The sequence below is a fragment of the Herbaspirillum camelliae genome, from assembly GCF_001929405.1.
GTDB classification, from domain to species: domain Bacteria; phylum Pseudomonadota; class Gammaproteobacteria; order Burkholderiales; family Burkholderiaceae_D; genus Herbaspirillum; species Herbaspirillum seropedicae.
On the sequence record NZ_KV880769.1, the window covers coordinates 4,331,545 to 4,345,861 of the forward strand.

12 protein-coding genes are annotated in these 14,317 nt (G+C 59.7%); 10 read left to right on the forward strand and 2 right to left on the reverse strand.

Translation table 11 applies throughout. The features are described 5' to 3' along the window. The first annotated feature begins 14 nt into the window (after positions 1-14). The 3 genes from BGK68_RS19390 (at position 15) to BGK68_RS19400 (ending at position 2,749) form a co-directional block, all read left to right on the forward strand. Positions 15-209: a YgaP family membrane protein gene (locus BGK68_RS19390; protein WP_075258424.1), complete on the forward strand. Its 195-nt coding sequence runs from the start codon at positions 15-17 to the stop codon at positions 207-209. A 67-nt stretch (positions 210-276) separates the two neighbouring features. Beyond that, entirely contained in the window at positions 277-1,944 is a 1,668-nt protein-coding gene (locus BGK68_RS19395; protein ID WP_075258425.1) for a bifunctional protein tyrosine phosphatase family protein/NAD(P)/FAD-dependent oxidoreductase, read from the forward strand. Between the two features lie 10 nt (positions 1,945-1,954). Next, positions 1,955-2,749, forward strand: a complete 795-nt coding sequence (locus BGK68_RS19400) for a sulfite exporter TauE/SafE family protein (RefSeq protein ID WP_075258426.1) — start codon at positions 1,955-1,957, stop codon at positions 2,747-2,749. Between the two features lie 223 nt (positions 2,750-2,972). Here BGK68_RS19400 and BGK68_RS19405 read toward each other — a convergent pair whose 3' ends face one another. After that, a complete protein-coding gene (locus BGK68_RS19405; protein ID WP_075258427.1) occupies positions 2,973-3,767 on the reverse strand; it encodes an alpha/beta hydrolase in 795 nt (264 codons plus the stop codon). A gap of 557 nt (positions 3,768-4,324) precedes the next feature. Between BGK68_RS19405 and BGK68_RS19410 the strand changes: the two genes are divergently transcribed. The 5 genes from BGK68_RS19410 (at position 4,325) to BGK68_RS19430 (ending at position 10,736) form a co-directional block, all read left to right on the forward strand. After that, positions 4,325-5,488, forward strand: a complete 1,164-nt coding sequence (locus BGK68_RS19410) for an iron-containing alcohol dehydrogenase (protein ID WP_198937297.1) — start codon at positions 4,325-4,327, stop codon at positions 5,486-5,488. Positions 5,489-5,517: 29 nt separating this feature from the next. Continuing rightward, entirely contained in the window at positions 5,518-6,999 is a 1,482-nt protein-coding gene (locus BGK68_RS19415; protein ID WP_075258429.1) for an aldehyde dehydrogenase family protein, read from the forward strand. Positions 7,000-7,079: 80 nt separating this feature from the next. Next, entirely contained in the window at positions 7,080-8,666 is a 1,587-nt protein-coding gene (locus tag BGK68_RS19420) for a Re/Si-specific NAD(P)(+) transhydrogenase subunit alpha (protein ID WP_075258430.1), read from the forward strand. Between the two features lie 11 nt (positions 8,667-8,677). After that, positions 8,678-10,096, forward strand: coding sequence for a Re/Si-specific NAD(P)(+) transhydrogenase subunit beta (pntB, locus tag BGK68_RS19425; protein WP_075258431.1), 1,419 nt, complete (start codon positions 8,678-8,680; stop codon positions 10,094-10,096). Between the two features lie 280 nt (positions 10,097-10,376). Then, entirely contained in the window at positions 10,377-10,736 is a 360-nt protein-coding gene (locus BGK68_RS19430; protein WP_075258432.1) for a nuclear transport factor 2 family protein, read from the forward strand. Here BGK68_RS19430 and BGK68_RS27625 read toward each other — a convergent pair. Next, positions 10,711-10,983 carry a hypothetical protein gene (locus tag BGK68_RS27625; protein WP_143433117.1) on the reverse strand — a complete coding sequence of 91 codons (273 nt, stop codon included), beginning with the start codon at positions 10,981-10,983 and terminating at the stop codon, positions 10,711-10,713. The genes BGK68_RS19430 and BGK68_RS27625 overlap by 26 nt on opposite strands. On the opposite strand from BGK68_RS27625, the gene BGK68_RS19435 reads away from it, so the two are divergent. Beyond that, positions 10,982-11,332: a hypothetical protein gene (locus BGK68_RS19435; RefSeq protein ID WP_075258433.1), complete on the forward strand. Its 351-nt coding sequence runs from the start codon at positions 10,982-10,984 to the stop codon at positions 11,330-11,332. The two genes, BGK68_RS27625 and BGK68_RS19435, sit on opposite strands and share 2 nt — an antisense overlap. Before the next feature lie 95 nt (positions 11,333-11,427). Further along, complete coding sequence (locus tag BGK68_RS19440; RefSeq protein WP_075258434.1) at positions 11,428-13,989, forward strand: cation-translocating P-type ATPase; 2,562 nt, start codon at positions 11,428-11,430, stop codon at positions 13,987-13,989. Positions 13,990-14,317: the final 328 nt, after the last annotated feature.

The following is a 14,317-nucleotide window of genomic DNA, read 5'->3' on the forward strand; positions in this document are numbered from 1 at the left end:
CCTGAGGAGTCATCATGAAATGCAATGTAGGCGGTATCGACCGCATCTTGAGAATCGTCATTGGCGTCGTCCTGGTCATCCTTGCGGCTACCGGCACCGTGGGATGGTGGGGCTGGCTGGGCCTGATCCCGATAGGAACCGGCTTGATCCGCTTCTGTCCGCTGTATCCGCTGCTGGGTATCAGCAGCTGCGCTACCCGGGAGCGCTGATCCCCCTCCCCTTGCTGGCCGACGCCGGGGCGTCGCCGCCAGGGGGCATCAATCAAGGAGACATTCCATGAACATCAAGCAACTGACGGCCAACTTGTCCGTCTCGGCCCAAGTCATGCCTGCCGATATGGCAGAGATTGCCGCGGCCGGCTTCAAATCCATCATCTGCAATCGTCCGGACGGGGAAGCCGGCGACCAACCCAGTTTCAGAGAGGTCGAACAACAAGCACAGGCTGCGGGCATCGTGGCTCGCCATCTGCCGGTGATTCCTGGCCAGGTGGCCGATGCCCAAGCTGACGAATTCGACCGTCTTCTCGAAGATTTGCCCAAGCCTGTGCTGGCCTATTGCCGCAGCGGCATGCGCAGCACCACGCTGTGGGGGCTCTCGCGTGCCGGCCGTATGCCCACGGAAGAGATATTGACCCGCGCCGAACAGGCGGGTTACGACCTGAGCGCGCTGGTGCGCAGAATCAACCAGAGCAATGCCACCCCATTCGATGTAGCCGACTCGACGCACAAGGTGGTCATCGTCGGTGGTGGCGCGGCAGGGATCTCGGTGGCGTCGAGCCTGCTGGCGCGCCAGCCTGGACTGGATATCGCCATCATCGACCCGGCCGATGTCCACTATTACCAACCCGGCTGGACCCTGGTTGGCGGCGGTGTATTCAAGCCCGCGCAGACGGCCCGGGTGATGGGATCGCTCATCCCGCGCGGGGTACGCTGGATCAAATCGGCCGTGGCAGGTTTCGAGCCCGAGCGCAATGCGGTGCTGCTGGAAGGATGCCGTGTGGTGAAGTACGAACAGCTGGTAGTCTGTCCCGGCCTGAAACTGAACTGGGACGGCATCGAAGGCCTCACCGATACCCTGGGCCGCAACGGCGTGACTTCCAATTATCGTTATGATCTAGCGCCCTACACCTGGGAGCTGGTGGAGCGCTTCAAAGGGGGCGATGCCGTTTTCACCCAGCCGCCTATGCCCATCAAATGCGCCGGCGCCCCGCAAAAGGCCATGTATCTCTCTTGTGATGCGTGGCGGCACGCCGGTGTGCTCAAGAAGTCGAATGTGCAGTTCCGCTCCGCAGGCGCCGTGCTCTTCGGCGTGGCCGAGTATGTGCCAGCCTTGATGGAGTATGTGCAGGCCTACGGCATCGATCTCAACTTCGGACATACCCTTACCGCCATCGATGGTGGACGCAAGATCGCCACCTTTGCAGTCAACTCCCCCGACGGCAGCGCGCAGAAAGTGGAAGTCCCCTTTGACATGATCCACGTGGTGCCGCCGCAGACGGCGCCGGACTTCATCCGCAGCAGCCCTCTGGCCGATCCGGCTGGGTGGATCGATGTTGATCAGTCGACCTTGCAGCACAAGCGCTTTGCCAACATCTTCGGGCTGGGCGATGCGGCCAACTCGCCCAACGCCAAGACTGCCGCCGCGGCCCGCAAACAGGCGCCGGTGGTTGCCCACAATGTGCTCCACAATCTGGGCCGGCAATCCGTTCAGGCCCGCTACAACGGCTATGGCTCCTGCCCCTTGACCGTGGAGCGCGGCAAGATCGTTCTGGCCGAATTCAACTATGGCGGCAAGCTGGCGCCCAGTTTCCCGGAATGGATGCTGGATGGCACGCGTCCATCGCGCCTGGCCTGGCTGCTCAAGGAGCGCATTCTGCCGCCGCTGTACTGGGAAGGCATGCTCAAGGGGCACGAATGGCTGGCGCAACCCGAAATGGTTGGTTGAGGAGGCAGCGATGAGCATGAGCCTGTTACTGGGCGCCTTGGTGGGCTGCATCATGGGGCTCACCGGCGCCGGTGGCGGTATCCTGGCCATTCCGTTGCTGGTGTTCGGCCTGCATCTGAGCGTACCGCAGGCCGGCCCCATCGGTTTGCTCGCCGTAGGCATGGCTTCGGCGATGGGGGCGATGATCGGTTTGCGGGCCGGCATCGTGCGCTATCGGGCCGCGGCGTTGATCGCCGCCGTCGGCATTGTCCTTACCCCGCTGGGAACGTGGCTGGCCCATCAGCTCGATACCCGCTACCTGACGCTGCTGTTTGCCATTGTCATGGTGTGGGTGGCCATCAAGGGCATGCGGGATGCGCGGCGCAGCAAGACGACCGCGCCTACCGTATCGGATGACTGCCCCTGCCTGCGTGACAAGAGCGGGCGGTTCGTCTGGACACCCCGGTGTGCCAGTCGCCTGGCCGTCATGGGGGGCGTGGCGGGCGTGCTCTCAGGTCTGCTCGGCGTGGGGGGCGGGTTCGTCATCGTGCCGGCCTTGCAGCGCGTAACCGACCTGGCCATGCAGTCTGTCGTCTCGACTTCGCTGGCGGTCATCGCGTTGATTTCGCTGGTCAGTGTCGGCACCAGCGTGGTCAGTGGTCACTTCGATCTGGGAATCGGATTACCCTTTTCTGCGGGAGCAATGGCAGGTATGTTGCTTGGCGGTAGGCTCGCAGTACGTTGGCACCCTGCCCATCTGAAACTGTCGTTTTCGATAGTGTGCATGGTAGTGTCTGCTGGCCTGATCATGAAATCCATTCACTGATCATTTGGCATCCATGCTTTCAGTTCAAATTGGCTTTTCTACACACCCACATATAATTTGGACCACAACGCGACCGCCGGCATCGAAGCGCTGGTGTCGCCGTGGGTAGCTTGGTTGATGATGCGCGCATAGCCCTGTCGGCCGGCTGGCCAGCATGCCTCAGCGGTGATTTATCACCCCTGCGCCCTCCCATCACGGACATGACTTTATTCGATCAGTTAATTCACGCCGGGGTACCCAGGAATTTTGATACGTTCAAGAATACCTCCTCTCGCTCATTGTCTATGCAAATCATGTGATAGCTGTCGCTCAATACCATCAAGCGGGCATGTTTTTTACTGGGCTCGCTGTTGATTCTGTCCCGGATGAATTGGGCAGATTTCAGACTCGTCAGCTCATCGTCGACAGCATGGACAAGGAGAGTAGAACAGCAAATTTGCTCTAGCCCCTCGCGTACCTGCTTTCTCAAGGAATCCAATTCCTGGATAGTGCGGAAAGGGACCCATCCATAGTGAAATCGATCGCCTCGACCAAATTTCCTTTGCAGGACTGCGCGTAGTCGCGGATTCTTCACGCCATAAGGGGCACGTTCTCGATAGCGCAGTAGCCTGGTAATGAGCGGAAATTGATACAGCACATACCTCAATGCTCTGTACCAAGGTACTGACCATCCATCAAGGAACAATGGCGGCGCCAACAGGATAAGCCTATCGCGACCGTTTTTTCCCAGATCCGTCATTTTCGCGGCCTGTGCGGCGAGTAACGCCCCCATGCACATGCCGATGACATGCACAGTCCCATATTCCTGTCGGAGAGCCTCGATTTTCTTCCTCACCGCCTCAACCCACTGATCGGCTGAGGTGCTGAGCAAATCTGCAGGCTGGCCACCGTGGCCCGGCAGCAGGATGTCTATACATTGGAAGCCGCTCTCTTCCAATTTGGATCTCATCAATCCAAAGTCCTGTCCCGTCCCACCCAGGCCGTGTATCAACAGAACAATTTCAGAAGGACTAGTCATGGCTTTGAATTGTTGAAGCCGCAAGCACTTGGCGACTCGTGTAAGAGCGCGTAAGAGTCAAATTGCGGGGTAATAGGAGCAAGAGCGCTAGTAAATAGCCGCATTTGACATGCACTCGAAAAATGAAAGAAACAGGGCATTGGCATAGTAAGTGCTCCTCCTTGCAACACAGTCGCGACAAGCGACGCTCTACTATGCATGTGCAACTAAACGGCCAAAGTGACGAGTAATTACAAATTGTTACATTTGTGCCGGGTTCCTTGAATCATTTGGAATTGCTTAGTGCAAAAGCATTACCAGCGTGCCCAGTTACTGAGGACGGCCCGATCTGTTCGCCGATGACGCTGCTCTTGACGACCATAGAGCCACCCTTGCCGACGCAATGTTGAGCACAACAAGTTGCAAGCCCCTCACAAGAAGATTACGAGGATTTACGATTTTCTTTTGCGATCGGTCAATGTGGCAACCATGGGAGAGCCTAGTATTTCCTCACGCGAACAGACACGACCCGTATCGGGCCGTAGCCGTTGTTTTGCAATCTGGAGAACACTATGGCAATGGCAAATCAGACCTTTGGCTTCTACATGCCAAACGTATCGTTGATGGGTGTGGGTTGCGCCGAGGAAGTCGGCCTGCAAGCCAAGGCATTGGGAGCGGGACGCGTGTTCCTGTGTACCGACGTGGGCATGGTCAAGCTTGGCACGGCCGGGAAGATCAAGAACATTCTGGAGAGCGCCGCCCTGGCGGTCACCGTCTACGATGGTTCCGACCCGAATCCGACCGACAAGAACGTAGAACGGGGCGTGCAGCTGTACCGCGCGTCCGATTGCGATGCGATCGTTTCCCTCGGCGGCGGCAGCGCCCATGACTGTGCCAAGGGCATCGGTATGGTCGTCAGCAACGGCGGCAATATCCGTGACTACGAGGGCCTGAACAAGACCAGCAAGCCCATGCCGCCCTTCCTGGCCATCAATACCACGGCCGGTACGGCTAGCGAGATGACGCGCTTCTGCATCATCACCAATACCGAAACCCACGTAAAGATGGCCCTGGTGGACTGGCGTTGCACGCCGGACGTGGCCATCAATGATCCCTTGCTCATGAAGGACATGCCGGCCTCCCTCACCGCCGCCACCGGTATGGATGCCCTCACCCACGCCATCGAAGCCTATGTCTCCACGGCAGCCACGCCTATTACCGATGCCTGCGCCCTGCAGGCGATCCGCCTGATCTCGCAATGGCTGCGTCCGGCGGTGGCCAACGGCCAGCAGATGGAAGCGCGCGACAAGATGGCCTATGCCGAATATCTGGCCGGCATGGCATTCAACAACGCCTCGCTCGGCTACGTCCACGCGATGGCACACCAGTTGGGTGGTTTCTACAACCTGCCGCATGGCGTGTGCAACGCAGTGCTGCTGCCCGAAGTCTGCAGCTTCAATCTCATCGCCTGTCCGCAACGCTACGCCGATATCGCCGAAGCCATGGGTGAAAAGATCACCCATCTGTCGGTGATGGATGCGGCTGACAAGGCCATCAAGGCCATCCGGCAACTGGCCCGCGATGTCGCCATTCCACCCAATCTGGCCGTGCTCGGCGTCAAGGAAAGTGACTTCGAACTGATGGCCGCCAATGCCAAGAAAGACGCCTGCCAGCTCACCAACCCGCGCACGGCGACGCTGGAGCAGGTGGTCGGCATCTTCCGTCAGGCCTATCAGGGCTGAACCCGTTTGTTTTTCGAAAGGTCGTCATCATGAACCAATTGCATACCGAGCATATCGACACGCAGTACAAGTTGCTTATCAATGGCGAGTGGGTCCCCTCTCGCTCCGGCAATCAATTCACTTCCAGCAACCCGGCGTCCGGCGAGCTGCTGGCGCACTGCGCCAATGCCGATCGCGAAGACGTGGATGCTGCCGTGCAGGCCGCCTGGTCGGCTTTCAAGACCTGGAAGAACACCAGCCCGGCCGAACGCGCCGGCTTCCTCAATCGTATCGCCGACGCCATCGAGGCCAGGGCGCAGCATTTCGCGATGGTCGAAACGCTGGACAACGGCAAGCCCATCCGCGAAACCCTGGCCGTGGACATCCCTTCGGGCATCGATCACTTCCGTTACTTCGCCGCGGCCATTCGTACCGATGAAGGCAGCGCCACGCGCCTGGACAAGAACACCTTGAGCCTGATCCTGCGCGAACCGATCGGCGTGGTCGGGCAGATCATCCCCTGGAACTTCCCCTTCCTGATGGCAGCCTGGAAACTGGCTCCCGCACTGGCCGCCGGCAACTGCGTGGTGATCAAGCCATCTTCGGATACCTCGTTGAGCCTGCTGGAACTGGGCAAGGTGCTCAAGGACATCCTGCCCAAGGGCGTGGTCAACATCGTCACCGGCAAGGGTTCCACCACCGGCAACTACATGCTGGAGCACGAAGGTTTCCGCAAGCTGGCCTTCACCGGCTCGACCGACATCGGCTATACGGTCGCCGAAGCCGCCGCCAAGAAACTCATCCCCTCCACCCTGGAGCTGGGCGGCAAGTCGGCCAACATCATCTTCGCCGATGCGCCTTGGGAAAAGATGATCGAAGGCGTGCAGTTGGGCATCCTCTTCAATCAGGGGCAAGTCTGCTGCGCTGGCTCGCGTATCTTCGTGCACAAGAGCATCTACAACCGCTTCGTCGAGGAAGCCGGCAAGGCCTTCTCACAGGTCAACGTCAACCTGCCCTGGCTGGCCAATACCCAGATGGGACCGCTGGTCAATGCGCACCAGTTGAAGACGGTGCTGGGTTATGTCGATATCGGCCGCAAGGAAGGCGAAGTTCTGGTGGGCGGCCATCGCATGGATCGAGCTGAACTGCAGGACGGCAATTTCATGGAACCTACGCTGATTGCGACCACCAACAACTCACGCGTGGCGCGAGAAGAAATCTTTGGCCCGGTCGGCGCCGTCATTGCCTTCGAGGATGAAGAGGAAGTCATCGCCATGGCCAATGACAGCGATTTCGGCCTGGGTGGCGCGGTGTGGACCAAGACCCTCAATACCGCCCTGCGGGTGGCCTCAGGCGTGGAGACTGGGCGCATGTGGGTCAATACCTACAACCAGTTGCCGGCCCACGCACCGTTTGGCGGCTACAAGAAGTCCGGCATCGGTCGCGAGAACCACAAGATGATGCTGGAGCACTATTCCCAGTGCAAGAACATCTTCATCAGCATGGATGAGGCCAAGCTGGGGCTTTACTAACTAGCACGTAGCAAGCATCACCCTCGCAAGAGCCGCCTGCACGCAGGTGCTCTTGCGCAAGTCTCACTAAGGAAATGAATATGGCCCTCACGGTTGGAATACCCAAAGAGATCTTTCCTGACGAAAAAAGAGTGGCGGCGTCGCCCGAGATGGTCGCCAAATTGATCGCACTGGGTTTCCCGGTGCTGATGGAAACCCAGGCCGGCGCCCTGGCCAATATGCCCGATGAAGTCTTCCGCGCAGCAGGCGCGCGCATCGCCGCTTCCCCGCAACAGGTCTGGCAAGAAGCCGACCTCATTTTCAAAGTGCGCGCCCCTTCCCAGGCGGAAGTCGCCTTGATGAAGGAGGGGGCGACCCTCATCAGTTTCATCTGGCCGGCGCAAAATGCCGACCTGATGGCCGCCCTGTCCGCCAAGCGGGCTACGGTGCTGGCCATGGATTGCATCCCCCGCATTTCGCGCGCGCAAAAGTGCGACGCCCTCTCCTCCATGGCCAACATCGCCGGCTATCGCGCCGTCATCGAGGCCGCCAATCAGTTCGGTCGCTTCTTTACCGGCCAGATCACAGCGGCCGGCAAGGTGCCGCCCACCAAGGTGTTCGTCATCGGCGCCGGCGTGGCGGGTCTGGCTGCGCTGGGGACGGCGGTATCGCTGGGCGCGGTTGTGCGCGCCAGCGATACTCGCCAGGAGGTGGCCGACCAGATCAAGTCCATGGGCGCCGAGTTCGTCGGCGTTAATTACGAGGAAGAAGGTTCCGGTGGCGGCGGTTATGCCAAGGTGATGAGCGAGGGCTACCAACAAGCCCAGCGCCAGGTCTTTGCCGAGCAGGCCGCCGATGTGGACATCATCATCACCACTGCGCTGATTCCGGGAAAGCCCGCCCCCAGGCTGATTACCACCGAGATGGTGCAGAGTATGCGCCCCGGTAGCGTGATCGTGGACCTGGCCGCCGAACAGGGCGGCAATTGCGAACTGACGGTGCCAGGCGAAGTCGTGGTGCGTCACGACGTCACCATCATCGGCTATACCGATCTGCCCTCGCGCCTGGCCAGGCAGTCCAGTACGCTGTACGCGACCAACCTGCTGCGCCTGACCGAAGAACTTTGCAAGGCCAAGGACGGCGCCCTGCTGGTTAACATGGACGACGAGATGATCCGTGGCGCCACCGTGCTCAAGGAGGGTACGGTAACCTGGCCACCGCCAGCCATCAAGCCCGCACCAGTTCCCGCCAAGCCCACGCCCGACGCTGCCGCCACCGCCCCGCAGGCCAAGGCTGCTGCGGCGAAGAAGCCCGCCTCGCGCAGGGGGCCCGTCATCTTCGGTGGCGTCGCCGCCTTGCTGCTGTGGCTGGTGGGGAGCTTTGCACCGACCGAGCTCCTTGAGCACTTTACCGTTTTCATTCTCGCCTGCTTCGTCGGTTACATGGTGGTGTGGAACGTGACGGCTTCCCTGCATACCCCATTGATGAGCGTGACCAATGCCATCTCCAGCATCATTGCCATCGGCGCCATGACCCAGATAAGCCCGGCCCTGGGCTCGTCAGCGGCGCCCGCGTCCTCCCTGATGTTCGCCCTGGCGGTTGCGGCCATCGTACTGACCGCGGTGAACATGTTCGGTGGCTTTGCCGTGACGGGTCGCATGTTGGCGATGTTCCGCAAACAAGGATAACGAGGATAATCATGAACCCTGCTTCTCTTGTGACCACCAGTTATCTCGGCGCCATCGTCCTGTTCATCTTGAGCCTGGGCGGTCTGTCCAGCCCGGAAACGGCACGGCGCGGCAACGTCTACGGAATCATCGGCATGGCCGTGGCCATCGCGGCGACGGTCTTGGGGCCGCAGGTGACGATGCGCGGCCTGCCCTACCTGATCTGCGCTGTCCTGGTCGGTGGCAGTATCGGCTTGGTCGCCGCCCGGCGCATCAAGATGACCCAGATGCCCGAGCTGGTGGCCTTGATGCATAGCCTAGTGGGGCTGGCAGCCTGCCTGATCGGTTTCGTGTCCTATTTCAGCCATGCCGAGTCTGCGTCCACCGCCGTGGGCGCCGGCAGCACCATCCTGAAGGTGGAAATCTACATCGGCGTGCTGATCGGCGCCGTCACCTTCTCCGGCTCCTTGATCGCCTTTGGCAAACTGGCCGGCAAGATCGGCGGAAAACCTTTGCTGTTGCCCGCCCGCCACTGGATCAACCTGGCCTGCCTGCTGCTGGTGATCTGGCTGGCTGTCGATTTCGTGCAAGCCGATGGCGCCGCACAAGGCCTGATTCCCCTGCTCATCATGACCGCTCTGGCCCTGCTCTTAGGCGTCCACATGGTGATGGCCATCGGCGGCGCCGACATGCCGGTGGTGGTGTCGATGCTCAACTCCTATTCCGGCTGGGCCGCGACGGCCACCGGCTTCACCCTCTCCAATGACTTGCTCATCGTCACCGGCGCGTTGGTGGGATCGTCAGGCGCCATCCTGTCCTCCATCATGTGCAAGGCCATGAACCGCAACTTCCTGAGCGTCATTGCCGGCGGCTTCGGTACAGGCGGCGTTGCAGTCCAGGGAGAGCATGCAGCCATCGCGGGCGAAGTCACAGCCATCAGCGCTGAGGACACGGCCGGTTTGCTCAAGGAGGCCAAGAGCGTCATCATCGTGCCGGGCTACGGCATGGCGGTGGCTCAGGCCCAGCATACCGTGTGGGAAATCACGGCCATGCTGCGCGAGCGTGGCGTCAAGGTGCGCTTCGGCATCCACCCGGTCGCAGGCCGCATGCCCGGCCACATGAACGTGCTGCTGGCCGAGGCAAAGGTGCCTTACGACATCGTGATGGAGATGGATGAGATCAACCATGACTTTCCGGACACCGATGTGGCCATCGTGATCGGCGCCAACGATATCGTCAATCCGGCTGCCGAAGACGATCCCACCAGCCCCATCGCTGGGATGCCGGTGCTGCAGGTATGGAAAGCCAGGTGCGCCATCGTCATGAAGCGCTCCATGGCGTCCGGCTATGCTGGCGTGGACAATCCGCTGTTCTACCGGGATAACACCAGGATGCTGTTTGGCGATGCCAAGAAGATGCTTGATGAGGTATTGCTTGCGCTGAAGAAATAGAACCCATCCTTGCTGGCAATCAGGGCGAGGTGATGCGTCTTGGCGCACTGATGGCGTCGGCGAGCAGTTCGGTTGATCTTGCAGAATGCAACCGCACGCCTGCGCGCCGGCCGCACGAGCCTCGTCATCGCCCATTGTCTGTCCACCATCCGCAATGCCGATCTGATCGTGTAGATGGAGAAGGGGAATGTCATCGAACAGCTTGAACCGGCCGCCTTGGCCCCAGTCCAATTAGCCTGTTGCTCACATTGCCCTTTTATCACTCAACCACGGAGGCAGCATGGCTGGACTGAACAAAGAGATTTTGCGCAAGGCGAATGCAGCCATCAGCGCAGGCGACCACGAAGGATTCCTTTCTTTTTGCGCAGACGATATCGTGTGGTCCACCGTTGGTGGCGAGACCCTACGCGGGAAAGAAGCCGTGCGCTCCTGGATGGCTCGGGAATATACCAAGCCGCCTGAATTCGACGTCCAGGAGATGATCGAAGACGGGGATTTCGTAGTGGCAATCGGAACGATTGCCACTGAAGAAAACGGCGCGAAGATCGCAAATTCCTACTGTGACGTTTGGAGCGTAAAAAATGGCCGTTTGGCTCAGCTAAGAGCTTTCGTTATCAAGGACAGCGAAAGATCAAACTGAAATCCTCTCCCGCAGAATAATAAGCTCGCTTCAGCGGGCTTATTTCCGGCAGCTGCCATGCCTGCCCGCAATACGCATGGTGTTCCCTCCCCTGTGCTGACACCAACTTCATTGCGGTGACAAGTTCATTCTTGTCCTGGTGAACTTGATATAAATCAGACGGCTTCATCCCGAGAGCATTACCGTAGCTTGTACTGCCGAGTTCTTCCTTCTCTACGTTATCGACTTTATAGGGATGATGCGTCATGAAACTTGCTCTTAGGCTATTAACGTTGGCTTTCTCGCTCAGCGCATTATCGGCCGCCGCGCAGCCTGGCGTGGGATTCGGCGATGATCCGAATTCCTGGCGCGGCAGGCCCCACGGATTCCGCTTTGACCGCGACAATACGTTCGGCTGGGCCATGATGAGCCAAAGGGAGCGCATCGAGCACCGGAAAAAGCTGATGGCCATCACCAGTTATATCGACTGCAAGGCATATATGGCTGAGCATCATCAGCAAATGCAAGAACGTGCGGCAGAACAAGGAAAATCTCTTCCCGCAGCCCCGTCCGATGTCTGCGATCAGATGAAGGCGTCCGGTCAGTTCAACAAGTAGCCGCCCTCTGACTAAAAGGCTAATGAGCAGCTTTGAAGTGTTTCGCGCTCGCGCACGCTTGGTCTGGCAGGAACAAGGCACCACCTGAGAGGGGCATGATGCAGGATTCAAACGATGATCACCACGGCCTTTCTCATTCCGAGGTGACGCGCCTGCTTGCCGAGGACGGTCCCAATGTGCTCCATTCAGACCAACGTCGAATGGGGCGGGTCCTGATGAAGGTGATCAGGGAACCGATGTTCATGCTCCTGCTGTCGGCTGCCGCAATTTATCTCACCTTGGGAGAACTGCGCGAAGGCTTGTTATTGTTGTTCATGGTTGCGCTTACGGTTGGGCTGACGCTCTATCAGGGCGGAAAGACAGAGCGCGCGCTGGCGGCACTGCGTGTACTGAACAGCCCCACCGCTCGGGTGATCCGCGACGGCCGGACGATGCGCATAGCTGCCGCGGAACTGGTTCGCGGCGACCTGATCCTGCTGGAAGAAGGCGCGCGGGTGCCTGCGGATGCGGGCGTGCTCGAAGCCAGCAATTTGCAGCTCGATGAATCATTGCTGACTGGAGAGGCCTGTGCCGTTGAAAAGTGCGCCCCGTCTACGAAGCCTGAACCGCATGCGTTGCCCTCTGGGCAGACGGACAGCAGGACGCTGGTACGATCAGGCACGCTGGTCGTACGTGGTAGCGGCATCGCCAAGGTGACCGCTACCGGAGCCAGGACCGAACTAGGAAAGATCAGCAGTCTTTTGCATGAACTGGTCGAGGAACCGAGCCCGATGCAACGGCACATCGCTCGTATAGTCACGGTCTTGGCGGTCACCGGTCTGATGCTGAGCGCCCTTCTCGTCGTTCTCGAAGGCTATTCGCATGGTCGCTGGACCGAGGCACTGTTGATGGGAATCGCCTTGTCAATGTCGCTGCTGCCGGAAGAGCTTCCCATTATCCTGACAGTCTTTCCGGCGATCGGAGCATGGCGCATGGCGCGCGCCAATGTGCTCACGCGGCGCCTGTCAGCCATCGAGACGCTCGGCTCGATTTCGGTGCTATGCACCGACAAGACCGGCACGCTGACGGAGAACCGGATGCGGGTCGTGCAAGGGATGATCGCCGGCCGCCACATATATTTCGATGAAAGCGACATCGGAATCACCGCTCCGGAATGGCGCACGCTATTGGAAACAGCCGCCCTGGCGAGTAGTCCGCGTCCGACCGATCCCATGGAGAAAGCCTTTCACCAGCTAGCCGGGGAAAACGCCAAGCGCTTTGCGCCGCCAGCTCTTACCCAGTTCTTACAAGAGTATCCTTTCACTCCCGCCTTGCGGGCCATGACGTTGGTCTGGAAAGGTGACGACGATGCTCCCTTGCTGGTAGCGACCAAGGGCGCCCCGGAGGCCATTGCGTCCTTGTGCGGACTGACACCGGCCGAGGTACAGCAGATGCAGAACGATGTCATGCACCTGGGCAGCCATGGTTTGCGTGTGATCGCGGTCGCCACCTGCAACTGGAGCGGCGCGCTGCCGGCTTCGCAGGCGCAATTCGGACTGCGCTACCTCGGGCTGCTGGCACTGGCTGATCCGCTGCGTCCGGGTGTGCCGGCCGCCATCCAGAGATGTCATCAGGCCGATATCAGAGTCATCATGATCACTGGCGACCATCCCAGCACTGCGCAGAACATTGCAAGACAGGCAGGGATAAGCGCAGATCAGGTATTACTGGGCGATGAAGTGCAAGCCATGGCCGAACACGAGCTGGCTCGACGGCTGCGCACGACCAACGTCTGCGCGCGCATTACTCCCTTGCAGAAGCTGCGCATCGTGGCCGCGCTGAAGGACGACGGCGAGATCGTCGCCATGACCGGCGACGGCGTCAACGACGCGCCCGCGCTCAAGGCCGCACATGTTGGGATTGCCATGGGTGCGCGCGGTACCGATGTCGCACGGGAAGCCGGTTCGCTCATCCTGCTGGATGACAACTTTGCTTCCATTGTGGAAGGCATCCTGATGGGGCAGCGCATTTTTTCCAGAATGCGCGGCGCAATGACCTATGTCCTGGCGATGCACGTGCCTATTGCTGGCATGGCTTTATTGCCCGTGGTTTTCGGCTGGCCTTTGATCCTCTATCCGATGCAGATCGCGTTCCTGGAACTGATCGTCGATCCTGCCTGTACGCTGGCTTTTGAAAATACAGAATCGGACTACCGGGAGCGTGAGGCACCACGCCGCCACGGCGCCGCCCCGCTGCTCGACGCGCGAATCATCATCCTGGTTCTGGTTCAGGGCAGCGTCGCCCTGCTCTTCGCCGTTTCGGCATATCTCTGGTTTCTCGAACGGCTCACTCACAGCCAGGCCCGCGCAGCAGAGTTCATCGTGCTGGTCTTGGTCAATCTCGGGATGATGTTTTCTGCCCTTGTTCCTGATCGCTATTTCGTCCGGGCATTCTGCCCCGGTAATTATGCAGCGCTCATCATCTCGATTATCGCCGTGATCATGTTGCTGGCCACGGTGTACCTGCCGACACTGGCCAATATCTTCCATTTTTCTCCTCCGCCCGCCCTCGACCTTGCAATGGCGCTTGCCTGGGGCGCGCTTGCATTGCTTGCCTACGAATGCGCCAAATTGCTGATCAACCGGACGCAGACTCCATCTGCTGCCACGAAGGTGTGACAGGATTGCCATCCTCCACCGGTCGTGACCCTCTGGTCTTGCCAAGCGTCTCAGCCCCAACTTGGTGCGGAAAACTAGGACTCCACGCGCGGCCATGTCGTGCGCCCTCTTCCTTAATCTCCGCGACGACATCTCCGCCAATTTCTTGCAAAAAGCGCCATTGATGGCGGCAATGGCAACCATGATTTTGGCGTAATCGACGCCATCAGTCTCTCTACTATTTGTCTTGCCGGAGATCACACAGATCGGAGCAGCGCGCTGGGGGAGTCCGTCCTGACAGCATTTATCGCATGCCCCCTTTCAGATCACGGCCGATATTGACTGCGCT

What these genes read in the sequence shown, in the direction of transcription:
- BGK68_RS19390 (WP_075258424.1), top strand. Translation starts at nt 15, where the DNA reads ATGAAATGCAATGTAGGCGGTATCGACCGCATCTTGAGAATCGTCATT.
- BGK68_RS19395 (WP_075258425.1), top strand. Translation starts at nt 277, where the DNA reads ATGAACATCAAGCAACTGACGGCCAACTTGTCCGTCTCGGCCCAAGTC.
- BGK68_RS19400 (WP_075258426.1), top strand. Translation starts at nt 1,955, where the DNA reads ATGAGCATGAGCCTGTTACTGGGCGCCTTGGTGGGCTGCATCATGGGG.
- BGK68_RS19405 (WP_075258427.1), bottom strand. Translation starts at nt 3,767, where the DNA reads ATGACTAGTCCTTCTGAAATTGTTCTGTTGATACACGGCCTGGGTGGG.
- BGK68_RS19410 (WP_198937297.1), top strand. Translation starts at nt 4,325, where the DNA reads ATGGCAAATCAGACCTTTGGCTTCTACATGCCAAACGTATCGTTGATG.
- BGK68_RS19415 (WP_075258429.1), top strand. Translation starts at nt 5,518, where the DNA reads ATGAACCAATTGCATACCGAGCATATCGACACGCAGTACAAGTTGCTT.
- BGK68_RS19420 (WP_075258430.1), top strand. Translation starts at nt 7,080, where the DNA reads ATGGCCCTCACGGTTGGAATACCCAAAGAGATCTTTCCTGACGAAAAA.
- pntB (WP_075258431.1), top strand. Translation starts at nt 8,678, where the DNA reads ATGAACCCTGCTTCTCTTGTGACCACCAGTTATCTCGGCGCCATCGTC.
- BGK68_RS19430 (WP_075258432.1), top strand. Translation starts at nt 10,377, where the DNA reads ATGGCTGGACTGAACAAAGAGATTTTGCGCAAGGCGAATGCAGCCATC.
- BGK68_RS19435 (WP_075258433.1), top strand. Translation starts at nt 10,982, where the DNA reads ATGAAACTTGCTCTTAGGCTATTAACGTTGGCTTTCTCGCTCAGCGCA.
- BGK68_RS27625 (WP_143433117.1), bottom strand. Translation starts at nt 10,983, where the DNA reads ATGACGCATCATCCCTATAAAGTCGATAACGTAGAGAAGGAAGAACTC.
- BGK68_RS19440 (WP_075258434.1), top strand. Translation starts at nt 11,428, where the DNA reads ATGATGCAGGATTCAAACGATGATCACCACGGCCTTTCTCATTCCGAG.